The organism is Herbaspirillum sp. Sphag64 (assembly GCF_014192645.1).
Taxonomy (GTDB): domain Bacteria; phylum Pseudomonadota; class Gammaproteobacteria; order Burkholderiales; family Burkholderiaceae_D; genus Herbaspirillum.
On the sequence record NZ_JACHYE010000008.1, the window covers coordinates 124,890 to 147,612 of the forward strand.

At 56.3% G+C, this 22,723-nt stretch carries 21 protein-coding genes and 1 pseudogene; 14 read left to right on the top strand and 8 right to left on the bottom strand.

What is annotated here, in order from left to right; translation table 11 throughout:
• Positions 1 to 83: 83 nt before the first annotated feature.
• The 3 genes from FHW66_RS14050 to dprA all read right to left on the bottom strand — a co-directional run bounded on the left by FHW66_RS14050 (position 84) and on the right by dprA (position 4,763).
• The gene (locus FHW66_RS14050; RefSeq protein ID WP_183380440.1) at positions 84 to 2,741 is read right to left on the bottom strand and encodes a DNA topoisomerase III; all 2,658 of its coding nucleotides are present in this window, start codon (positions 2,739 to 2,741) and stop codon (positions 84 to 86) included.
• A gap of 244 nt (positions 2,742 to 2,985) precedes the next feature.
• Complete coding sequence (locus FHW66_RS14055) at positions 2,986 to 3,462, bottom strand: DUF494 family protein (RefSeq protein WP_183380441.1); 477 nt, start codon at positions 3,460 to 3,462, stop codon at positions 2,986 to 2,988.
• A gap of 182 nt (positions 3,463 to 3,644) precedes the next feature.
• Positions 3,645 to 4,763: a DNA-processing protein DprA gene (dprA, locus tag FHW66_RS14060; RefSeq protein WP_183380442.1), complete on the bottom strand. Its 1,119-nt coding sequence runs from the start codon at positions 4,761 to 4,763 to the stop codon at positions 3,645 to 3,647.
• Between the two features lie 244 nt (positions 4,764 to 5,007).
• Here dprA and def point away from each other — a divergent pair, with 244 nt between their 5' ends.
• Entirely contained in the window at positions 5,008 to 5,529 is a 522-nt protein-coding gene (def, locus tag FHW66_RS14065) for a peptide deformylase (RefSeq protein WP_221197005.1), read from the top strand.
• 83 nt (positions 5,530 to 5,612) lie between these two features.
• Here the strand turns inward: def and FHW66_RS14070 are convergent, their stop codons facing one another.
• Positions 5,613 to 6,695, bottom strand: a complete 1,083-nt coding sequence (locus FHW66_RS14070; RefSeq protein WP_183380444.1) for an MBL fold metallo-hydrolase — start codon at positions 6,693 to 6,695, stop codon at positions 5,613 to 5,615.
• Between the two features lie 126 nt (positions 6,696 to 6,821).
• Here FHW66_RS14070 and FHW66_RS14075 point away from each other — a divergent pair, with 126 nt between their 5' ends.
• The 11 genes from FHW66_RS14075 to FHW66_RS14125 all read left to right on the top strand — a co-directional run bounded on the left by FHW66_RS14075 (position 6,822) and on the right by FHW66_RS14125 (position 18,066).
• Positions 6,822 to 7,253 (top strand): MerR family DNA-binding transcriptional regulator, encoded by a 432-nt coding sequence (locus FHW66_RS14075; protein ID WP_183380445.1) that lies wholly within the window; start codon positions 6,822 to 6,824, stop codon positions 7,251 to 7,253.
• A 113-nt stretch (positions 7,254 to 7,366) separates the two neighbouring features.
• Entirely contained in the window at positions 7,367 to 8,554 is a 1,188-nt protein-coding gene (locus FHW66_RS14080) for an isovaleryl-CoA dehydrogenase (protein WP_183380446.1), read from the top strand.
• Between the two features lie 64 nt (positions 8,555 to 8,618).
• The gene (locus FHW66_RS14085) at positions 8,619 to 9,830 is read left to right on the top strand and encodes an acetyl-CoA C-acyltransferase (protein ID WP_183380447.1); all 1,212 of its coding nucleotides are present in this window, start codon (positions 8,619 to 8,621) and stop codon (positions 9,828 to 9,830) included.
• A gap of 75 nt (positions 9,831 to 9,905) precedes the next feature.
• A complete protein-coding gene (locus FHW66_RS14090) occupies positions 9,906 to 10,508 on the top strand; it encodes a 2-hydroxychromene-2-carboxylate isomerase (protein WP_183380448.1) in 603 nt (200 codons plus the stop codon).
• Positions 10,508 to 10,948 (top strand): YchJ family protein, encoded by a 441-nt coding sequence (locus tag FHW66_RS14095; protein WP_183380449.1) that lies wholly within the window; start codon positions 10,508 to 10,510, stop codon positions 10,946 to 10,948. The genes FHW66_RS14090 and FHW66_RS14095 overlap by 1 nt, the downstream gene beginning before the upstream one ends.
• A 21-nt stretch (positions 10,949 to 10,969) precedes the next feature.
• Positions 10,970 to 12,589, top strand: a complete 1,620-nt coding sequence (locus tag FHW66_RS14100; protein ID WP_183380450.1) for a carboxyl transferase domain-containing protein — start codon at positions 10,970 to 10,972, stop codon at positions 12,587 to 12,589.
• 52 nt (positions 12,590 to 12,641) lie between these two features.
• Positions 12,642 to 14,675 (top strand): acetyl/propionyl/methylcrotonyl-CoA carboxylase subunit alpha, encoded by a 2,034-nt coding sequence (locus FHW66_RS14105; protein WP_183380451.1) that lies wholly within the window; start codon positions 12,642 to 12,644, stop codon positions 14,673 to 14,675.
• Between the two features lie 27 nt (positions 14,676 to 14,702).
• Entirely contained in the window at positions 14,703 to 15,638 is a 936-nt protein-coding gene (locus tag FHW66_RS14110; protein WP_183380452.1) for an MBL fold metallo-hydrolase, read from the top strand.
• Positions 15,639 to 15,682: 44 nt separating this feature from the next.
• The gene (locus FHW66_RS14115; protein WP_183380453.1) at positions 15,683 to 16,612 is read left to right on the top strand and encodes a glyoxylate/hydroxypyruvate reductase A; all 930 of its coding nucleotides are present in this window, start codon (positions 15,683 to 15,685) and stop codon (positions 16,610 to 16,612) included.
• A gap of 17 nt (positions 16,613 to 16,629) precedes the next feature.
• Complete coding sequence (locus FHW66_RS14120) at positions 16,630 to 17,133, top strand: YbaK/EbsC family protein (RefSeq protein ID WP_183380454.1); 504 nt, start codon at positions 16,630 to 16,632, stop codon at positions 17,131 to 17,133.
• A gap of 24 nt (positions 17,134 to 17,157) precedes the next feature.
• The gene (locus FHW66_RS14125) at positions 17,158 to 18,066 is read left to right on the top strand and encodes a hydroxymethylglutaryl-CoA lyase (protein ID WP_183380455.1); all 909 of its coding nucleotides are present in this window, start codon (positions 17,158 to 17,160) and stop codon (positions 18,064 to 18,066) included.
• 62 nt (positions 18,067 to 18,128) lie between these two features.
• Here the strand turns inward: FHW66_RS14125 and FHW66_RS14130 are convergent, their stop codons facing one another.
• The gene (locus FHW66_RS14130) at positions 18,129 to 18,284 is read right to left on the bottom strand and encodes a hypothetical protein (RefSeq protein WP_183380456.1); all 156 of its coding nucleotides are present in this window, start codon (positions 18,282 to 18,284) and stop codon (positions 18,129 to 18,131) included.
• Positions 18,285 to 18,548: 264 nt separating this feature from the next.
• Between FHW66_RS14130 and FHW66_RS14135 the strand changes: the two genes are divergently transcribed.
• Positions 18,549 to 19,511 (top strand): nitronate monooxygenase family protein, encoded by a 963-nt coding sequence (locus tag FHW66_RS14135; protein ID WP_183380457.1) that lies wholly within the window; start codon positions 18,549 to 18,551, stop codon positions 19,509 to 19,511.
• A 144-nt stretch (positions 19,512 to 19,655) separates the two neighbouring features.
• On the opposite strand, the gene FHW66_RS14140 is transcribed toward FHW66_RS14135, so the two are convergent.
• From FHW66_RS14140 to FHW66_RS14150, 3 genes and pseudogenes are all read right to left on the bottom strand, one after another.
• A complete protein-coding gene (locus FHW66_RS14140) occupies positions 19,656 to 19,844 on the bottom strand; it encodes a hypothetical protein (protein WP_183380458.1) in 189 nt (62 codons plus the stop codon).
• Between the two features lie 126 nt (positions 19,845 to 19,970).
• Positions 19,971 to 20,664 (bottom strand): annotated as a pseudogene (locus FHW66_RS14145) (alpha/beta fold hydrolase).
• A gap of 53 nt (positions 20,665 to 20,717) precedes the next feature.
• Positions 20,718 to 21,872 (bottom strand): MFS transporter, encoded by a 1,155-nt coding sequence (locus tag FHW66_RS14150; protein ID WP_183380459.1) that lies wholly within the window; start codon positions 21,870 to 21,872, stop codon positions 20,718 to 20,720.
• Positions 21,873 to 22,033: 161 nt separating this feature from the next.
• Here FHW66_RS14150 and FHW66_RS14155 point away from each other — a divergent pair, with 161 nt between their 5' ends.
• Positions 22,034 to 22,615 (top strand): HD-GYP domain-containing protein, encoded by a 582-nt coding sequence (locus FHW66_RS14155; RefSeq protein WP_183380460.1) that lies wholly within the window; start codon positions 22,034 to 22,036, stop codon positions 22,613 to 22,615.
• The last annotated feature ends 108 nt before the right edge of the window (positions 22,616 to 22,723 follow it).

The following is a 22,723-nucleotide window of genomic DNA, read 5'->3' on the forward strand; positions in this document are numbered from 1 at the left end:
CAAACGGGACAACAAAAAGCCCTCGTCACTGGATAAGTGACGAGGGCTTTTGCTTGGTACCACTAGCTCAGGTTAATGCAGACTCAGGCGCTGGCGACCTTCTTGGGCGCAGCCTTGCGCACTGCAGGCTTCTTTGTGGCCGTCTTTGCGGCCGCCTTGGCAGCAGTTTTCGGTGCCGCCTTGGCAGCCGCTTTCTTCGGTGCTGGCGCAGCGGCTTCGTCGTCGCCGTCAGCTTGCGCCGCAGCCTTGCCCTTGGCCGGCGCCTTGGCTTTACGCTCCTCGAACTCGAAGCTGATCTTGCCATCCTTGGCACGTGTCAGGAAGGCCTTGAACGGACGACGCGTACGCTGGGAAATAAATCCCGGCAACAGATCAGTCTTCCCTTCGTTCAACAACTTGGCCATCTGCTCGGGCAAAATTTCCTGCTGCAGGATGATGCGACCGCTACGGAAATCGCATGCCTTGGGCTTGGCAACCGTCTTTTCACAGACGTAGGCAAGTCCCATTTCATACACGCCACTTGCACATTTAGGGCAAGGGCCGAGCGGTGTCTGTTCGCTAAAATCAACGGCTTCACCGCCTTCGCCTTCACCGTCGTTCTGACCGAAATCAAACTCCAGCTTGAAGTTGTTGATTTCGTTATCACGCGAAATCTTCAAAATCGCGGCGAACGGTCGGCCCATCTTGGAACGGAAGCCCTGCAACGGACCAATGGTGCGATTGGCCAGCAATTCCTCAACTTCAGGAATTTCAAACTGACGGCCACCGGGTACCTTGCTCATCGAGAATTCGCACTTGGTGCAGGCAAACCGACGATAGTTTTCCTTCACCACGCCGCCGCAATTCGGGCAAGGCGTTGCCAGAGTCGCGTAGTCGCCAGGAATCGTGTCGTTATCGTATTCCTTGGCGCGCTTGACGATAATCTGGGTCATCTGGGCAATCTCGCGCATGAACTCGTCGCGGCTGATCTTGCCACGCTCCATCTGCGCCAGTTTCTGCTCCCATTCACCGGTCAGTTCCGGTTCGGTCAGCTCGTCCACACCCAGACCATGCAGCAAGGTCATCAGCTGGAAGGCCTTGGCAGTCGGCATCATTTCGCGGCCTTCGCGTAACAGATACTTTTCGTTGAGCAAGCCCTCGATGATGGCAGCACGCGTGGCCGGTGTGCCCAGCCCCTTGCCAGCCATCGCCTCGCGCAGCTCGTCCGAATCGATCAGTTTGCCGGCGCCTTCCATGGCTGACAGCAGCGTCGCTTCGGTGTAGCGTGCAGGCGGCTTGGTCACCAGACCATTGGCGGTGACCTTGTCGGTCTTGACCTTTTCATCCTTGGCAACGGCCACCAGCGTGCCGCTGTTTTCATCCTTCTCATCGACCACGTCCTTGCCGTAGATCGCCAGCCAGCCCGGATTGGTCATGACCTTGCCTTCGGTCTTGAACTGATGACCGGAGACTTCGGTGTAACGCGTGGTGACCTGGAATTCGGCCGCCGGGAAGAATACCGCCATGAAACGACGGGTCACCAGGTCGTACAGCTTTTGCTCTGGCTCTGACAGATTCTTCGGTACCTGGGTGGTCGGAATGATCGCAAAGTGATCGCTGATCTTGGTGTTGTCAAAAATGCGCTTGTTCGGTTTGACCCAACCCTTGTTCAGAATTTGCGCTGCAAATTGCTGGTAGTTATTGTTTTCGGACACGGCTTCCAGCGTCTGCTTGACGGTCTGCAGATAATCTTCTGGCAGATGGCGCGAGTCGGTACGCGGGTAGGTCAGTACTTTGTGCTTTTCGTACAGGGCTTGCGCCAGGCCGAGCGTGTTCTTGGCCGAAAAACCAAAGCGGGAGTTCGCTTCGCGCTGCAGGCTCGTCAGATCAAACAGACCTGGTGCCATTTGTGTGGTCGGTTTGGATTCTTCCGTAACGTTGCCGATCTTGCCGCGGCAGGCAGCCACGATGGATTCAGCAGCAGCCTTGCTCCACAGGCGCTCAGGCCGTTTTTCGGGATCAGCTTCGTCCTTCTTGTGCTGCTTGTCCAGCCAGCGCCCTTCGTAGATACCAGCAGCGCAGACAAACTCGGCGCGCACTTCCCAGTAATCCCGGGGTACGAATTTTTTGATCTTTTCTTCGCGCTCAACCACGATCGACAAGGTCGGTGTCTGCACACGACCAACCGTCGTCAGGTAAAAACCGCCTTCCTTGGAGTTGAACGCCGTCATCGCACGGGTACCGTTGATGCCGATCAGCCAGTCAGCTTCACTGCGGCAACGGGCGGCGTCGGCCAGCGGTAACATGTCTTCGTCACGACGCAGATTGGCGAAGCCTTCGCGAATTGCGTTTGGCGTCATCGACTGCAGCCAGAGCCGTTGTACCGGCTGCTTGGCTTTGGTGTATTGCGCAATCAGACGGAAAATCAGTTCACCTTCGCGGCCCGCGTCGCAGGCGTTGATCAAGCCGGTGACATCCTTGCGCTTGATCAGTCGGGACAATGCTTTCAGGCGTGATTCAGTCTTGGCGATCGGGTTCAGCGCGAAATGCGGCGGAATCATGGGCAAGTGCGTAAAGGTCCACTTGCCGCGTTTGACGTCGTACTCCTCAGGCACCGCGATTTCCAGCAGGTGACCGACGGCGGAGGACAGGACGTATTCATCGGATTCGAAATACTCATCGTGCTTGGTAAAGCCGCCGAGGGTCTTCGCGATGTCATTCGCGACAGAGGGCTTCTCGGCAATGATGAGGGTCTTGCTCATAAATATGATCTCAATAGAGGAGGCGAAAAGAAGTCGAACGCTCAGTCGATTGCAACTTTTTCAATGCTTACCAGCACAAAATTGTGACATCCGATTCGACATTCGCATTGCATCTTGGCAATACGCTTTTTATATACTAGCCAATATTCGGCGATTGCGGGGGGAATGATAAGCGCGTTGCGGCGCAAACGGCAAGCGCAATGGCTTGCCTGTGGCTACCGACAGACGGCCCGGGACAGTAACTTCAGTGCAGGAGACGCGGTTCGGTCTCGTCTTCGTCGAGAAACAACTCGTCGAACATCAAGCCATCCGGTTCTTTTCCCTGACTCCACAACACCATCAGAACGATGACTTTGACCTTCTCGAGTGAGACTGGTGCTTCGCCAACGGCAAGCGCACGTTCAATCACGATCTCACGCTGGATGGCATTGAGCATCTTGGCCGACTCGAGAAACTGGATGAAGCCAACAGCTTCCGTACCCAGCACATCCATCTCTTGCTGCGCATACACACGAATGCCAAAAGAGAAAGCGGTCTGTTGGGGATATTGGACGGCGAATTCGTGATTGGCTTCTTCCAGATCGGTCAGCCAACCAAGTGCCTTGGAGATTTCTTCTTCTTCAAAACCGATCGCGGACAGCTTCTTGACCAAGGCTGCTGGTTCAGGGCAGGCGTCGGGGCGATAGTAGGTTTCGTACAGATAAACAAGGACGTCAAACATGGCTCTACTCTATCGCGAAGGTTGAGACAACACAAGTCTGCGAGATGAGTATGGCAGGATTTTGGGATTCGCGCTCAAGATCTTACGGTGTTGCTGTCTGGTTACTCTTGAATCATAGCGATCTTGCCAACACCTTTATCTATAAGGGTTTCAAGCTTGACATCGTGTCGCGAATGACAACATTACTGGAGACGTCGATAACGTCCTCCGGGCAGGGCCTCCACCAAGCCCTCCAACTCCAGCATCAACAAACGTGCATGTAGATTGGCCGCATCCATTGCACTGCGCGCACTGAGACTATCAACATCAATTGGATCGAAACCGATGAAGTTCAGCAAGGGTTCATCGATGCCGGGTAGCAATGATGGATCATGTGGCTTCGCTAACGCATTGTTCGGTAAAGGCAGCTGACCAAGCTCACTGAGAATGTCATCAATCGACTCGGCCAGCTTGGCCCCTTGCTTGATCAGTAAATGACATCCCTTGGATAAAGGCGCATGGATCGAGCCGGGAATGGCGAGTACATCACGCCCTTGCTCAGCGGCCATCCTGGCAGTGATCAACGACCCGGACCGTGCTGCTGCCTCGACCACCAGCACGGCCCTTGCCAACCCGGAAATGATGCGATTGCGACGTGGAAAGTTAGCCGCCAGTGGCGGCATCCCCAACGGATACTCGCTCACAATACAGCCCGAGCCCGACTCTGCCAGCCGCTGCGCCAGAGCGATGTTGCGTTGTGGATAGCTGATGTCGATCCCGGTCCCAAGCACGGCCACTGTACCGCCAATCCCACGCAGAGCGCCCTCATGTGCGGCCGCATCAATGCCCAGCGCCAGACCCGAGATCACCACGACACCGGCTTCACTCATCGCCTGCGAAAAACGTTCTGCATGCAGCAGACCTTGTGCAGTCGCATTGCGGCTACCGACGACTGCTACGCCGACGGTACTGAGCAGTTCGGTGCATCCCTTCAGATATAGCAAGATCGGGGGATCAGCAATGTGGCGCAACAGCGGCGGATAATCCGGATCGCCGATGGTCATGATGCGATGCCCGGGCAGAGCAGCCCAGTCCAATGCCTTGTCAACACGCTGCTGCAATGACGCAGAGACTGGCGCGGTGAGCACGTTGACCTGCGCCTCAGAGACGATCTCGCCCAGTCGCCGCGCACTGGCCTGCAGGATCATCGAGGGATGTTCAAACTGTGTCAACAAACGACGCAATCCGGAGATACTGACGCCATCGCGCAAGCACAACTGCAGCCAGGGGTTGAGCTGCTTGTCTTGTTCGGAAACGGCCATATCGGGCTCCTCATGTGAAGGCATGTCGCACAGGGCAAAGCCTGCGGCGCTGGGGTAGGCATGCTAGAATTTGCTTCGTGCTGTCGGCGACGCACAAGCGGTGGGAAAGACTGGAAATTGGTGAAATCCTGAATCCAGCGAGAAAATATGTTGCGATAATGACAACTTTTATATTCTGCCCACAATCCCTTTTACTTGCAATCACAACTCTCTGTTCTGCCGCGTGATGCGGCGATTAACTCGTATGGCCTTGCTGAATATTCTTCGTTATCCTGACCCGCGTCTGCACAAAGTCGCCAAACCCGTGACCGTGTTCGACGAGCGTCTCAAGCAGCTGGTCGCTGACATGGCTGACACCATGTATGAAGCACCCGGCGTTGGTCTGGCCGCTACTCAGGTGGATGTGCATGAGCAGATCGTGGTAATTGACGTGTCTGACAGCGGCAAGGAATTGCGTGTGCTGATCAACCCCGAGATCCTCTGGGCCAGTGAAGAAAAGCAGCTCTACGATGAAGGCTGCCTGTCAGTGCCTGGCATCTATGATGGCGTGGAGCGTCCGGCGCAAGTGAAGGTGCGCGCGCAGGATACCGATGGCAAGTCATTTGAAGTGGAAGCCGACGGCTTGCTGGCCGTGTGCATTCAGCACGAAATGGATCACCTCAAGGGCAAGGTGTTCGTCGAGTACCTGTCACCGCTGAAACGCAATCGCATCAAGACCAAACTGCAAAAGGAAGAGCGGGAGCAGCAGCGCGCTGGAGCACGTTGATCTGCGCGGCGAATACGATTCGCCTCCCGAAAAGACGAAAGGCCTGCACATCATTGCAGGCCTTTTTACTCATAGGACCGGTATCAGCGTGCTACGAAACGGTACACCTGGTCGGCATCCAGACGTCGTTCCAGTAGACCATCAAACCAGAGCTTGTGCAGATGCGCTAAGGCTTCACCCAGCGCGAAGCTGAGCTGATGCGTATCCAGTGGCCGCTTGAACATCACAGGCAGAATATCGACAGCCGACTGCGTAGTAACACAGGCTGCCAAGACCTCCTCCAGCCGCGCCCGATGATGCGCAAGCAATTGCGCAATGCGGGTATGCGCACCACGGAATGGCTTGCCATGCGATGGCAGGATCAAGACACCTGCTGCCACACCAACATCCAGATATTTTTGTAATGACTCCATGTATTGCTGCACCGGATTAGCCAGCGGCTCAATCGCAAATACCGACACATTGGTAGAAATGCGCGGCAACAGCATGTCACCGGAGATCAGGATCTGATCCTGCTCGGCATACAAGGACACATGTTCCGGTGAGTGACCAAAGCCGGTAATCACACGCCACTCACGCACCTGCTCACCAACACCAATACGGACGCGCTGACCATCCTGCAAACGGATATAGGACAGTGGCACGCTCGGCACCAGATCCTGATAATAATGATTGCGTCCCTGCAGCTTGGTTACCAGAGCCGCATCGGTAAGACCATGCGCACGGAAGTGTGGTCCTGCCGCGCTGCCATCAGCACCAGGCAGGCCTGCCGACATCAGTCGCGCAAAGGCATATTCCCCAGCGCTCATCCAACACGGAGCCAACCAGCGCCGACACAGCCAGTCCGCCAGCCCCACATGGTCAGGATGACAATGCGTGACCAGCACGCGCACAATCGGCAAGCCACGCAACTGTGAGGCAAAGATGTTCTCCCAGCTGGCGCGCGTAGCATCGGTGGCGATGCCACAGTCAATTGCGGTCCAACCATGAACGCGACCATTCGGGGTCTCGATCTCGTCTTCCAGCAGCCACAGATTAATGTGGTCCAGCGCAAAGGGCAAACCCATACGCAACCACAACACGCCGGGCGCGACTTCCAGGGTGGTACCAAGTTCAGGCAAGCGGTCGCCGAAGGTATAGTCAAGCTGGGCTTCAAGAGGGTTCATAGGTCATCTGTCGCAGGAAAATTGGCAAATTGACAAAAATGTGTTTGGTGAAATCACCATTTTCATTTTCGCCAGAGCAGCCTACAATATACTTTACGTTAACGTAAAGTGCCACTACGGAGCATCATGCCGACTTACACCATTACCGAGCTGGCGAAAGAGTTCGATATCACGCCGCGCACGATCCGATTCTACGAAGACCAGGGCTTGCTCAGTCCCAAGCGGGAAGGCAGTGGTGGTCGTAACCGGATCTATCCGGCACGCGAAAGAACCCGCCTGAAGCTAACCTTGCGTGGCAAGCGATTGGGTCTGACGCTGCTGGAAATCAAGAGCCTGGTTGATATGTACGAGTCTCCCAAGGACACCGAGACGCAATTGCAACGCTTTCTCGGCGTGCTGGCACAGCATCGCGAAAAGCTCGAACGGCAGCGCGAAGATCTGGAAACCACGCTGGCGGAAATTGCTGCTCACGAAGCTGAATGCATGCAACTGCTAAAGCAGACGACGCCAGCAAAAGCGAGCGGAAAACGCGCAGCTGCCCTACCTAAATCAGCCTGATAACCAGCGATCATTTGACGTTAACGTTAATCAAGACGCGCATTGTCAATCAAGAACAATCGTCTGCCACTGATCCATCATCAGAAACACCTAAAACCATCAAGGAGACACCCATGTTGCACTTGCCAGGCTTGACCTTCGATCACGGTGATGACATCGCCGCTCTGCGTGCTGCCGTCGCTGAATTTGCGCAGGCAGAAATTGCGCCTCGCGCCGCCGAGATCGACCGCAGCGACCAGTTCCCAATGGATCTGTGGCAAAAAATGGGCGCACTCGGTGTACTCGGCATCACAGCCGATGAGCAATACGGCGGTGCCGGCATGGGCTATCTGGCGCACATCATCGCGCTCGAAGAAATCTCGCGCGCCTCGGCCTCGGTCGGACTGTCCTACGGCGCTCACTCCAATCTGTGCGTAAACCAGATCAAGCGCAACGGTACCACCGCACAAAAGGATCGTTACCTGCCCAAACTGATTTCGGGCGACTTCATCGGTGCGCTCGCCATGTCAGAGCCCGGCGCCGGTTCCGACGTCGTCAGCATGAAGCTGCGGGCCGAGAAGAAAGGCGACCGCTATGTCCTCAATGGCAGCAAGATGTGGATCACCAATGGTCCGGATGCCGATGTACTAGTGGTTTATGCCAAGACCGATCTGGCCGCCGGTCCGCGGGGTATGACGGCATTCCTAGTGGAAAAGAATTTCAAGGGATTCTCGGTCGCACAAAAACTCGACAAGCTCGGCATGCGTGGTTCGCATACCGGGGAGCTGGTGTTTCAGGATTGCGAAGTGCCGGAAGAAAACGTGCTCGGTGGCATCGGACGCGGCGTCAATGTCCTGATGTCCGGCCTTGACTATGAACGCGCCGTACTCTCCGGCGGGCCTCTGGGCATTATGCAAGCCTGTATGGATGTGGTCGTTCCCTATGTCCACGAACGGCATCAGTTTGGTCAGGCTATCGGCGAGTTCCAGCTGATGCAGGGCAAGCTGGCTGATATGTACTCGACCATGATGGCGTGCAAAGCCTATGTCTATGCTGTGGGTCAGGCCTGCGATCGTGCCAGCACGCCAGACGCTGCACGCGCCTTGCGCAAGGATGCCGCCGGCGCGATTCTGTATGCCGCCGAGAAAGCCACCTGGATGGCCGGCGAAGCAATTCAGGCATTGGGAGGCAACGGCTATATCAATGACTATGCGACTGGACGCCTGTGGCGCGACGCCAAGCTCTATGAAATCGGTGCCGGCACCAGTGAAATCCGACGCATGCTGATCGGCCGCGAACTGTTTGCCGAGACCATGGGCTGAACCCGTACCTCTATCAACATCAGAACCGTACACCACTTTTTATCAAGACATTGAGGAGACAGACATGCAGGACCTTACCGTGAATGACCCTATTGTTATCGTCGGCGCTGCACGCACCCCCATGGGCGCTTTTCAGGGCGAGTTATCGGCACTGACCGCCAGCGATCTGGGTGCGGCTGCGATCAAGGCTGCGTTGGAACGTGCTGGCATTGCAGCAGCCGAAGTGCAGGATGTCCTGTTCGGCAATTGCCTGATGGCGGGGCAAGGTCAGGCACCGGCACGGCAGGCTGCCATCAAGGCCGGCATTCCTGTCTCGGCTGGTGCCGTCACACTGTCGAAGATGTGTGGCTCAGCGATGCAGGCCACCATGTTCGGATTCGACTCCATCCTCACGGGCACCAATGAGGTCGTCGTGACCGGTGGCATGGAGTCGATGACCAACGCACCCTATCTCATCCCGAAGGCGCGCGGCGGTTATCGCATCGGTCACGGCATGCTGTTTGATCACATGATGCTCGATGGTCTGGAAGACGCGTATACCCGTGACGAAAAAGGGGGCGGTCGCGCCATGGGCACCTTCGGCGAAGACTGTGCCGCCAAATACAAATTCACCCGCGGTGAACAGGATGCCTTTGCCATCGCTTCGGTCCAGCGCGCACAGCAGGCTGCCGCCAATGGTGGATTCCAGTGGGAAATCGCACCCATCACAGTCGCTTCACGGACAGGTGATGTTGTCATCGATACAGATGAAGGCCCACGCAAAGCCAAACTCGACAAAATTCCCTCGCTCAAACCCGCATTCAAAAAAGACGGCACCATCACCGCTGCCTCGTCTTCGTCCATCAACGACGGTGCCGCTGCGCTGGTACTGATGCGTGAGTCGACTGCCAAGCGCCTGGGCAGTACACCGATTGCACGCATTGTTGGCCATGCACGCCATTCGCAGGAACCGAACTGGTTCACCACCGCACCTATCGGTGCGATTCAGAACCTGTACAAAAAGATCGGCTGGAGCACTGCAGATGTCGATCTGTTTGAAATCAACGAAGCCTTTGCCGTCGTACCGATGGCTGCCATGGCCGAGCTCGGCATTGGTCACGACAAAATCAATATCCATGGCGGTGCGTGTGCGCTGGGGCATCCTATCGGTGCTTCTGGTGCCCGTATCCTCGTCACGTTGATCGGCGCCTTGAAAAAGACCGGTGGCAAGCGCGGTGTCGCGGCGCTGTGTATCGGTGGTGGCGAAGGTACCGCCATGGCCATTGAACTGATCTGAGGCTCACCACAGAAGGCCTGCTCCACGGCAGCAGGCCCAATTACTCTCCACGTCACGTCTTGAACAAGGATTCGCATGCGCTCTCCCATCGACTTTTACTTCGACTTCGGTTCACCCTACGGCTACTTCGCGTCACTGCATATTGAAAAGGTGGCAGCACAAGCCGGTCGCGAAATCCGCTGGCACGCCATTCTGCTCGGCCCGATCTTCAAGCAGACCAATGGCGCGCCTCTGACCACGTTGCCTGTGAAGGGCAACTATTCCGTGCACGATATGAAACGCACGGCGCGCTTCCACAATATCCTGTTCAGATTTCCCGACGTGTTCCCGATTGGTACCCAGCATGCGGCACGCGCCGTGCTGTGGGCACAACAGCATGCTCCAGACAAGGCAGTCACGCTGATTCACACCCTCTTCAGCGCTTACTTCACTGAGAACATTGATATCAGCAAGGCGGAGACCGTGGTGCGTATTGCAGTAGATCTGGGGCTGCCGCAAGAGGCGCTGGCAGCGGGTATTGGCGACGAGGCGATCAAGAATGGATTGAAAGAAGCCGTCGATACGGCCTTCCAGCGCGGGGTATTCGGTTCACCGTTTGTGATTGTGGACGATGAGCAATTCTGGGGCTTTGATCGTTTTGATCAGCTCGCGAGCTTCCTCAAGAATGGAAAAATCTGATGGCTGGCAAGGCTGACAAAGTTACCAAGGGTGGCAACGCAGAATGTCCGTGTGGCAAAGGCAAACTGGTGACCTGTTGCGGGCGCTTCCTGTCGGGTGCGCAGGTAGCGGAGACTGCAGAGCAATTGATGCGCTCGCGCTATAGCGCCTTCGCGCTCGGTGACGAAGCCTATCTGCGCGCCACCTGGTTTCCCGATAGCTTGCCCGATGAGCCCCTGACAGGCGAAGACGACGTCAAATGGATAGGCCTTGAGGTGCGCAAGCATCAACACGTCAAGGACAGTGCTGAAGCGACTGTTGAATTCGTGGCGCGCTTCAAGGTCAGCGGCCGCGCCCATCGCTTGCATGAGGTGAGTCGCTTCGTACGTCAGGCGGATGCCACAGGCCAGTTGCGCTGGTATTACGTCGAAGGTGTGTTCCCGGAACTGGCCGACGACTAAAAATGGAAGAGTGAGGATGACATGCCGCACATTGAAAGCAAGCTGAATACCCGTAGTGAAGATTTCCAGAACAATACCGCGGCGATGCAGCTCATCGTCGATGATCTACGCCAAAAAATTGCCGTGATTGCACAAGGTGGCGGTGAAGCGGCGCGCACCAAACATCTGGCCCGTGGCAAGTTGCTGCCGCGCGACCGGGTGCAGATGCTGCTGGATCCGGGGACACCGTTTCTGGAATTTTCACAGTTGGCTGCCTACGGTATGTACCGTGAAAATGACAAGGATGCAGCCCCATCGGCCGGGATCATCACCGGCATCGGTCGGGTCGCGGGACAGGAATGCGTGATCGTCTGCAACGATGCCACCGTCAAGGGTGGCACCTATTATCCGATGACCGCCAAGAAGCATTTACGGGCGCAGGAAATCGCCGAGTTCAATCACCTGCCCTGCATCTATCTGGTCGACAGCGGCGGTGCCAATCTGCCGAATCAGGATGAGGTATTTCCAGATCGCGATCATTTCGGCCGGATCTTTTTCAATCAGGCCAATCTATCTGCCAAGGGCATTCCCCAAATTGCCGTGGTCATGGGCTCCTGCACGGCGGGTGGTGCCTATGTTCCGGCGATGAGCGACGAGTCGATTATCGTCAAGGAACAAGGCACCATCTTTCTGGCTGGTCCGCCATTGGTCAAAGCCGCGACCGGCGAAGTCGTCAGCGCCGAAGATCTGGGCGGTGGCGATGTGCATACGCGACTCTCCGGCGTGGTCGATCATCTCGCGCAAAATGATCTGCACGCCTTGTCGATTGCGCGCGATATCGTTGGCAATTTGAATCGCCAAAAGCCGCAGCAACTGCTGCTGCGCGACATCAAGGAACCCCGTTATCCGGCGCACGAACTGTACGGCATCATCCCTAGCGACACCCGCAAACCCTTCGATGTGCGTGAGGTGATTGCGCGCGTCGTCGACGATAGCGTCTTCGATGAATTCAAGGCCCGCTATGGCACCACATTGGTGTGCGGCTTTGCGCATCTGCACGGCATGCCGGTTGGCATCATTGCCAATAATGGCATTTTGTTTTCTGAGTCGGCGCTCAAAGGCGCGCACTTCATTGAACTGTGCTGCCAACGCAAGATCCCGTTGATCTTCCTGCAAAACATCACCGGCTTCATGGTCGGTCGCAAATACGAGAACGAAGGCATTGCCCGTAACGGCGCCAAGATGGTGACGGCAGTTTCCACTGCTGCCGTACCCAAGTTGACCGTGATTATCGGTGGCAGCTTTGGTGCTGGCAACTACGGCATGTGCGGCCGTGCCTTTTCGCCACGCTTCCTGTGGATGTGGCCCAATGCACGGATCTCGGTCATGGGTGGCGAACAAGCCGCCAGTGTGCTGGCCACAGTCAAGCGTGACGGCATCGAAGCCAAGGGCGATAGCTGGTCGGCGGAAGAAGAAGCTGCCTTCAAGGACCCGATCCGTGCGCAATACGAACATCAGGGCCATCCCTATTATGCCTCGGCGCGTCTGTGGGATGACGGCGTGATTGATCCAGCCGATACCCGTACTGTATTAGCACTGGGTCTCAGTGCCGCACTCAATGCGCCAATACAAGAGAGCAGGTTTGGCGTGTTCCGCATGTGAGCATGCTATAGCACTCCAAAAAAAACGCAACAGCCGTCCCTGAGGAGACATCATGTTCGAAAAAATACTGATTGCCAATCGCGGTGAAATCGCCTGCCGGGTCGCAGCGACTGCACGCCGCATGGGAATCAAAACAGTCGCCGTTTATTCCGAAGCCGATGCCGGTGCCAAGCACGTCACTGCCTGCGACGAGGCCATCCTGATCGGTCCCGCTGCGGCACGTGAAAGTTACCTGCAAGCCGAAAAAATCATTGCCGTTGCGCTCGCCACCGGCGCTCAGGCGATTCATCCGGGGTATGGCTTCCTGTCAGAAAACGCTAGCTTCGCTCAGGCCTGCGCCGACGCCGGTCTGATCTTCATCGGCCCACCCGCTAGCGCCATTACTGCCATGGGATCTAAATCAGCAGCCAAGGCATTGATGGCACAAGCCGGTGTGCCACTGGTGCCGGGCTACCACGGCGACAATCAGGATGCCGAACTGCTGCAACAGGAAGCCAACCGTATCGGCTACCCGGTCTTGCTCAAGGCCAGTGCCGGTGGCGGTGGCAAAGGTATGCGCATCGTGGAGCATGCCGATGATTTCAAGGCGGCACTGGCTTCCTGCAAACGTGAAGCCAGCAATAGCTTTGGTGATGATAAGGTCTTGGTGGAAAAGTACCTGACCCGTCCGCGACATGTAGAAATTCAGGTCTTTGCCGATCAGCAAGGAAATACCGTTCACCTGTTCGAACGTGATTGCTCGGTGCAACGACGCCACCAGAAAGTGCTGGAAGAAGCCCCGGCACCCGGCCTCGGTGCCAGTCGGCGTCAAGCCATGGGGGAAGCGGCTGTAGCCGCTGCCAGAGCGGTTGGCTATGTTGGTGCCGGTACGGTGGAATTCATCGTCGATTGCAGTGCCGACGATGGCAGTGCCGATCGCGGCGACTTCTATTTCATGGAAATGAATACCCGGCTGCAGGTAGAGCACCCAGTGACGGAAATGATTACCGGACTTGATCTGGTGGAGTGGCAACTGCGAGTGGCCAGCGGACAAAATCTGCCACTGCGGCAGGAGCAGTTGCACATTGACGGCCATGCCATTGAAGCACGTATTTATGCTGAAAACCCGGAGAAAGGCTTCTTGCCCGCGATCGGTCGTCTGCACACTCTGCATACGCCCTCTGCGGTCGAATTTGTCGTCCATTCCCACGCGCCGGGCCTGACCAAGGCAGCCGTCAGAATCGATTCCGGCGTACGTGAGGGCGATGCCATTTCGCCGTTCTATGACCCGATGATCGCCAAACTGATCGTCTGGGGAGCTGACCGACAGACTGCGCTGGCCAACATGGCGGCAGCGCTGGCGCAGTATCGTATCGTCGGGCTGGCCACCAATATTACCTTCTTGCAACGACTGATCAGTGGCCATGCCTTCGCCAGTGCTGATCTCGATACCGGGTTGATTGCACGTCACCACGATGCGCTGTTCCCGTCGCCACAAGCGGCTAGTCTTGCCACGCTCGCATTGGCAGTCTGTGCGCTGCTGACGCAGGAGCGTGCCACATCGAACGAACCCTGGGCACAATCAACTGGCTGGCGGATGAACAGCCGTCTGGTACGTCAACTACCGCTGTCAGATGAGGCCAGCGTCTATCCGTTGACGGTGGAGTATCTCGATGATCGTCGCTGGGTACTGCACGCTGCGGATCAGAGCTATCACTTGTCGCTGAACCAGCACGATGATTCAGCATGGTCGATTACACTCGATGATCAGCAGATCAAAGGACATGTCGTGCGTCTGGAAGATGACTTGCATGTGTTCCATCAAGGTCGCCAGCACGTCTTGCGCTGGGAAGATCCATTGGCGCATGCAGGGCAAAGTGAGGCTGAGGGTGGCCGACTGACTGCGCCGATGCCGGGCAAGATCGTGGCGCTTTTGGTCACTGCCGGACAAGAGGTCAAGCAAGGTACGCCGCTACTGATCATGGAAGCGATGAAAATGGAGCACACTATTAACGCCCCAGCAGATGGAGTCATCGATACCTTGCTCTATAAGATCGGTGACCAGGTGGCTGAAGGTACCCAGCTGCTCGGCTTTACGCGGACATAAGCGCCAAGATCGGACGGTTCCAGCACCATGCCAGCCAATCCCCATGCACTGCCAGCCAGCGTTCACGTGCTTGAGCGTGGCTGGCTGTCGGCCAATAATATTCTGTTCCTTGGTCGTGACGAGACAGCACTGGTCGACAGCGGCTACGTGACGCACGCTGCGCAAACCATTTCGTTGATTGAGCACAGCCTGCAATCACGACAACGGCCGGTGCAACTGAACCGCTTGTTCAACACGCACTTGCACTCAGATCATTGCGGTGGCAACGCTATGCTACAGGCACGCTTTGGCTGTCACACCAGTATCCCGGCAGGAGAGACCGATAAGGTTAGTCGCTGGGACGAAAACGCACTCAGTTTTCAGGCAACCGGGCAGCAATGCCCGCGTTTTGGATTTGATGCCGGGATTGAAGACGGTGCGACGCTGATGCTGGGCGATCTATCATGGCAGGCACTCGCCGCGCCCGGTCATGATCCACATTCGCTGATTTTTTACTGTGCACCTGAACGACTGCTGATCTCGGCCGATGCGCTGTGGCGAAACGGCTTTGGCGTGATTTTCCCGGAGCTCGAAGGCGAGTCCGGCTTCCCTGAAGTCGCGGCGACACTGGATCTGATTGCGACACTGGATGTACGACTCGTGATTCCCGGCCATGGCGCACCGTTCACCGATGTCGCAGCAGCGCTGGCACGGGCGCGTACCCGGCTGGACTATTTACGTAGCGATCCGTTACGCAATGCGCAGAATGCCGTCAAAGTCATCCTAAAATTCCTGCTGCTGGAACGACAGGCAATATCGCTCGATAGCCTGCCTGCACTGATGACTGAAACACCTTTGCTAGCCTTATGCAACCAGCAATTCTTCCACAGTAGCGCCGAGGCGCTGGCGGACTGGGCCAGCAATCAACTGATCAAGGCAGGTGCAGCAGCCCGTTCGGCAACGCACTTGCTAAACGCGGGTTAGTGCTTGCGGGTAAAATAATTTTTTTATCTCCATCCCACCTTCCTATGCGCATCCTGTTTTATTCCGCCGACACCAGCAATCAGGACGCCTGGTTGCACGCCTTGCGCAGCGCACTGCCTGCTGCCGAAATCGCACCTTGGGAAGCTGGTGACACCCGCTCAGCCGATTATGCGATCGTCTGGAAGCCGCCCGCTGCGATGCTGGCCGCACACCCGGAACTGAAGGCTGTGTTCAATCTTGGCGCTGGTGTGGATGCGATTTTGCAACTCGGTGTAGTACCAGATGACTTGCCGCTGATCCGTATCGATGATGGCGGCATGGCGGAGCAAATGGCCGAATTTGCGACACAGGCAACCTTGCGCTATTACCGACGGCTCGACCAGTACGAACAACAGGCACGACAAGGCCAATGGCTGCCACTGGAACCGTTTGAGAAGGAAGATTTTGGTGTCGGCATACTCGGCATGGGCTTGCTGGGGCAGCGCATTGCCGCTAGCCTGCAGCACTTTGGCTTTACGGTACATGGCTGGAGTCGCGCCAGTAAGGACGTTCCGGGAATGAACAGTTTTGCCGGTGCCGAACAATTGCCGGCCTTCTTGCAGCGCTCGCGCGTTTTGATCTGCATGCTGCCACTGACGCCGGAGACCACTGGTATCCTTAATCGCACGACGCTGTCGCAGTTGCCACGTGGCGCCTATCTGATCAATCTGGCACGCGGCGGGCATCTGGTGGAAGCAGATCTGCTGCCCTTGCTGGAGCAAGGGCAACTGGCGGGTGCCACGCTGGATGTCTTTGCGCACGAACCGCTGGAGCCGGCGCATCCATTCTGGAGTGATACACGGATCACGATCACTCCACATATCTCGGCACTAACGGTACGCAGCATTGCGGCACAACAGATTGCCAAAAAGCTGCAGGCGCTGCAACAGGGCCTTCCTGTTGCCGGGCTGGTGGATCGCCGCCTCGGTTACTAACTATCTGGACATGAATAATGCATCAAACCTCTTCTACCCTGCCCGAAGCTGCCCAGCGCGTCGCCGATCTGCTGGCCGCGCTGCAGCATGATCGCCCGGTGGTGATGTTGTCTGAAGCTGGGCGCACGGCCGCTGAAGCAGCAGCCGGTTTAGGCTGTAGCGTCGCCGAGATTGCCAAGTCGATCATCTTTCGCCGCCTCTCTGATGAGACGCCGGTACTGGTGATTGCCAGCGGCAGCAATCGCGTTGATGAAACCAAGGTGGCTGCATACGTTGGCGCTCTCGGCAAAGCCGATGCCCGTTTCGTGCGTGAGAAAACCGGTTACGTCATCGGCGGTGTTTCGCCCATTGGACATGCGGTCAAACCTGTCATGTTGCTGGATCAGGATCTGTTCAAGTTCGACAGCATCTGGGCTGCTGCCGGTCATCCGCATGCCGTCTTCAATCTGACGGCGCAGCAACTACAATCCATGACCGGAGCGACCGTCGCCGACATCGCACTGGTCGCCAGTGCAATATAAAATCAGGATAGAGGAGACACTGTCATGCGCTTTCCCAAACAAGTCAAAATCGTTGAAGTTGGCCCTCGGGACGGTTTGCAAAATGAACAGCAAACCATCTCTGCGGCGGTCAAGATTGAACTCGTCAACAGACTCACCGCTGCCGGCTTTGTCAATATCGAAGCGGCCTCGTTTGTGTCGCCCAAATGGGTGCCGCAAATGGCGACCTCGACCGACGTCATGCAAGGGATCCAGCGTCGGGAAGGTGTCATCTACTCGGCATTGACACCGAACATGAAGGGATTTGATGCGGCATTGGCTGCGGGTGTGGATGAGGTGGTGATCTTTGCCGCTGCTTCGGAAGCGTTTTCGCACAAGAACATCAATTGCTCGATTGCCGAATCCATTGCACGTTTCAGTGAAGTGGCCGCCGCCGCCAAACAGCATGGCAAGCGCTTGCGTGCTGCCGTCAGTTGCGCCTTCGGCTGTCCTTATCAGGGCGAGGTACCTCTTGCAGCCATCACTGATGTGGTGACTCGCTTGCAGGATCTGGGCTGTGACGAAATCGACATTGCCGACACCATCGGTGTAGCCACCCCGAATAAAGTCGCACCTGTCATGGAAACGGCGGCCAGGGTATTCCCCATCACCGGCTTGTCAGGCCACTTTCATGACACCTACGGGCAGGCACTGGCCAATATCTACGCCAGTCTGGAAGTCGGTATCACGATCTATCATGCGTCAGTCGCCGGACTGGGCGGTTGTCCTTATGCCCGCGGTGCTACCGGCAATGTGGCCACCGAAGATGTGCTGTACATGATGCAGGGCCTGGGTATCGCGACTGGTGTCGATCTCGACCTGGTGGTAGACGCCGGTCAGTTCATCTCGCAACAACTGGGGCGCAAGAGTAGCAGCCGCGCAGGCAACGCAATTGCCGCTAAACGTCAAAGCTGACGTCAGAGCAACTTTCTGGTCGTATCGAACACGGTGCCAGTGTGGCGCCTTGTTCGGATCTATCAATGTGAATGGCGATTGTGCGCACTATGATAGAGCGCGCTGCGGGCCCGAATTTTCTTGAGCCGGCCACGCAGGTAACGGCTGTGCAATCCAGCAGCCAGCACAATCACCACTGCCATCCCGCAGACGGCAAAAATATTTGTCAGATTGTCCATTTTCTTCCCCTTAGGTTACTTGCTGCTTCTTGCGACAAAACATGTTCATGCCTGCATCACGCAAATCGTATGCCAAGGCAGAGCTGGCATCGGGAACAGTCGTTTTTCCTTGTTTTTAGAGTTAAAGATAATACGAATTCGTATGAAAAACACCAATCTAGTGCGACGCAGTCTGAAGAAACAACAAGAAAAGCACGATCGTAATATTTTTAGCCGTATTTATCCTATAATCAGCGGACTTCCTACAACAACGAGACATTCATCATGACCCTGCCTGCAGTTCTGCAACAGCTTCGTATTCCCGTGATCGCCTCGCCGATGTTCATCGCCAGCGGCCCTGCTCTGGTGGCCGCGCAATGCAAGGCTGGTATTGTTGGTTCTTTTCCCGCACTGAACGCACGTCCTGCCGAGCAGCTTGATGTCTGGCTGACACAATTGCAGGCAGAACTGGCGGCACACAAGGCGGCGCATCCGGATGCGGTGATCGGTCCGATTGCCGTCAATCAGATCGTGCATCAATCCAACGATCGCCTGGCCCATGATGTTGAGGTTTGTGTCAAACACCAGGTTCCGATCATCATCTCCAGTCTGCGTGCACCACCGCGTGAAATGCTGGATGCTATCCACAGCTATGGCGGGATCGTGCTGCACGACGTGATCTCCATACGGCATGCACAAAAGGCGCTCGAAGCCGGTGTAGATGGTTTGATTCTGGTCGCAGCAGGTGCCGGCGGCCATGCCGGTGCGCTGTCACCGTTTGCACTGGTGGGTGAAGTACGTAAATTCTTCAATGGCCCGATTGTGCTGTCCGGCGCTATTGCAACCGGTGATGCGATCTTGTCGGCACAGGCCATGGGCGCTGATCTAGCCTATATCGGTTCGCGCTGGCTGGCTACACAGGAAGCCAACGTGAATGACGAGTATCGTCAGGCAATCGTCGAGTCCAGCGCAGCCGACGTGGTGTACACCAATCTGTTTACCGGCGTGCATGGCAACTATCTGAAGAAATCCATCGTCAATGCCGGACTGGATCCGGACAATCTGCCGGAAGCTGACAAGAGCAAAATGAATTTTGGCTCTGGCGGCGATACCAAGGCCAAGGCCTGGCGCGATATCTGGGGTGCAGGTCAAGGTGTCGGTCTGATGGATGATGTGCCGACAGTCGCCGAAATGGTGGCGCGCCTGGAGCGCGAGTATGTTGCTGCACGCCAGCGTCTGGCACTGTAAGTCACAGACATCGGTGGTGTCGCGAGTTCGCTGCAGCCACCGATTTAGTTTGCAAATGCATCACAATTGATGGCACTTCTTTCATTCAGGTTGGTCTTATCTTGTCCCTAAACTCTACAAAGTGAGGATATGATGACCAGCTTTCTACGCACCCGTAAAGATCGCCATCCAAGAACCGAAGCCAAAGCCCACCCGGCCCAGGACATCACCAGCAGCAGCGCCAACATTGAGCGCCTCCATACCACTGATGCTGTGCAACCGCCGCGTCAGGATCAATTCAGTCGCACCGTCGACTCCCAGCAAGCTGAAGACGTAGACAACAAAATCCCGCATGACCGTTGAGCTTGACGGCACTAGTCAAGAGCGCTGAGCCCTGCTGAGTCTATTGATGGACGCAGCAGGAATGCTTGATTCACTTGCGTTGCATAAATTGTTTCGCTTCAACTGCAGAATGCACGGCTACAGTCCCGTCTCCTCGATCCAGCTACGCAGGATGAAAAACAGCGCTTGCGGCTTTTCCAGTGGTGTCATATGGCCGCAGTCACGCACGATGTCGAAACGTGCTGATGGGATACGACGGGCCATCTCTTCTGACTCCTCTACCGAGCGTAGCCGGTCCGCATCACTGGCCACAATCAGCGTCGGGCAAGCAATCCTCTCCAGCGCTGCATAACTGCCGTCACGCAAGGTCGCCAGCTGACGCAGAAATACTTCCTTGCCATTGTCCAGTGCCATGGCCTGCAAGCGCTGCAGCAATACACTATCTCGCGCGCGAAGGATGTACCGAGGATGCCAGTGCACGCGAAGTCAGGCCCTTGAATGGCGTGCGCTCAGCCAACGCCAGCTGCGCCAGCGTGGCAGCAGATTCCTGCTCGGTTTGTGGACGTGACGACGTGTTGAGCAACGCCAACCCACGCACCCTATGCGGGGCCTTGAGCGCAATTGCCTGCGCCACAAATCCACCCATCGAAAAGCCGGCCAGTACAAACTGCTCCGGCGCGTCCTGCAAGACCCGATCGGCCATGGCGGCCAACGAACTGTCTCGCCGCAGATCGCCGAAATGCAACTGCCCAAGCGTCGCCAGATCGTCACGCATGTCGTCCCATAAGGCCTGATTCAACATGAAGCCAGGTAATAAAACCAGATTACGCATTCCTATTCTTTCCAGAGTTTTTTGTTGATCTTTCCCCTACCACCTATAGCAATCTATACCAGCCAGCGAGCGCGACTAGCGGCGAATGCGACAGCCACACACAGCACACCGATGAACGACAACGCAGCCTGCAAACCAAAACCTTGTGCCAGTATTCCCACCACAGGAGGGCCAATCAGACTACCGCTGTAACCCAAGGTCGCCACGCCTGCCAGTGCAATTGCGCCGTGCCGACCGGCGGCGCTGAATACGAAGGGAAACACCATCGCCACACCGGCACCAGTGATCATGAAGCCAATCGCCGCGACAACAATACTCGGTGCCAGCACAACGATGGCGATACCGAATGCCGCCAGCAAAGCGCCATAACCAACAATGCTGCGCGCCCCCCAGCGCTCCTTGAGACGGTCGCCGAGCATTCTTGCTACCAGCATCATGCCGGCAAAACCAGCGTAAGACAGTGGTGCCGCACCATCGCCAGCATGCATGTGATCCTTCATATAGATGCCGCTCCAGTTCGAAATCGATCCCTCCACGATAGCGCCACAAAAGACGATCAAGCCAAGTGCTACCAGATGACCATGCGGAATTGCGAAGACCTTGCGTTGCGGATCATGATGCGGCCGATCATTGGGCAAGCGCTGGTACGACAATTTCAACGGCAGTGCGAACAGCAGACTCAGCACCAGAAAATGCTGCCACGGCGCGATTTCCACCGATGCCATCGCACTCCCGAGCAAGGCTCCACTGAAGGTCCCCACACAAAACCAGGCATGCAACATTGACATGATGGAGCGGCCAACTTGCTTCTCGTGCTCGGCACCCAATGCATTAATGGCCACATCAAAACAGCTCGCTGCGCTGCCATAGCAAAAGCAACCCAGCATCAATAGCGGTAGATTTGTCGCCGCGCCGAGACAGGGCAGCACAAGCAAAAGCGCCCATCCAGCATACGACGCCGTATGACGCGCGCCATAGTGCGCATTGAGCCAGGCCGCCAGTGGAAACGAGCAAACCGCACCAATCCCGCTACACAACAAGACCATACTCAGTGTGGCGGCATCCAGTGCGAGTCGATCTCGAATGGCGGGAATGCGAGCCGCCCAACTGGCATATAAAACGCCCAGCAAGAAAAATAGAAACGGCATGGCAAGCTGACGTAAGCGTGCGCGCACGTCGAGGGAATTCACGGTAATGTTGGTTGTCATGCTGCGCGTAGAGGAATAAACTTCGTCGAGCTGGCATTATCTCGCATCTGATTCGTATCTTGATGTAAGTCGTTCCACAGACTCAAGAGCATGTAGGTTGCAAATACGTTGCGCCCGTTGCAGTTGCCGAATCAACAATAGCCACGCTGCTAAAAAATTTCATGCCAGACCTCGATATCTCTACTCATCAGCTACAACGAGAAGCACTTGATGCGCTGGTCTCGCTGCAACAGCTGATCGACAATTACACACCGGAGCACGAACGTCGGGTTGCCGAACTGGCAATCCGTATCGGCCATGAACTACGACTGGGCGGCGAACAACTGGAAGCATTGAACATGGCGGCGCTGGTCCACGACATTGGCAAGGTCGATATTCCCCTGGCTGTGCTCAACAAACCCGGTCGTCTCACCGACGAAGAATTTGCGCTTATTCGCGGTCATGCCCAGACCAGCTACGATATCCTCAATCGCATCTCCTTTACCCTGCCGGTTCCCGAAATTGCGTATGCACATCATGAATATCTGGATGGTTCCGGCTATCCACGTGGGTTGAAAGGCGATCAGATCAGGCTTGAGTCTCGCATCCTCACGGTAGCGGATATTGTCGAATCGATGTCGCAGGATCGGCCCTATCGTGCCAGCCTTGGCATCGACGCCGCGGTCACGGAAATCAAGCGTCTGAGTGGTAGCCGTCTCGATCCGAAAGTGGTTGAAGCCTGCCTGCAGGTCTGCATCGACTAAACAGCACACGACTAACTCGCCCCCTGCTGAAAGAACAACAATCCGCTACACTCTGAGGCAAACATCAGCACTCAGAATGCACAACCCCAACCGGGCGACATGTGATCC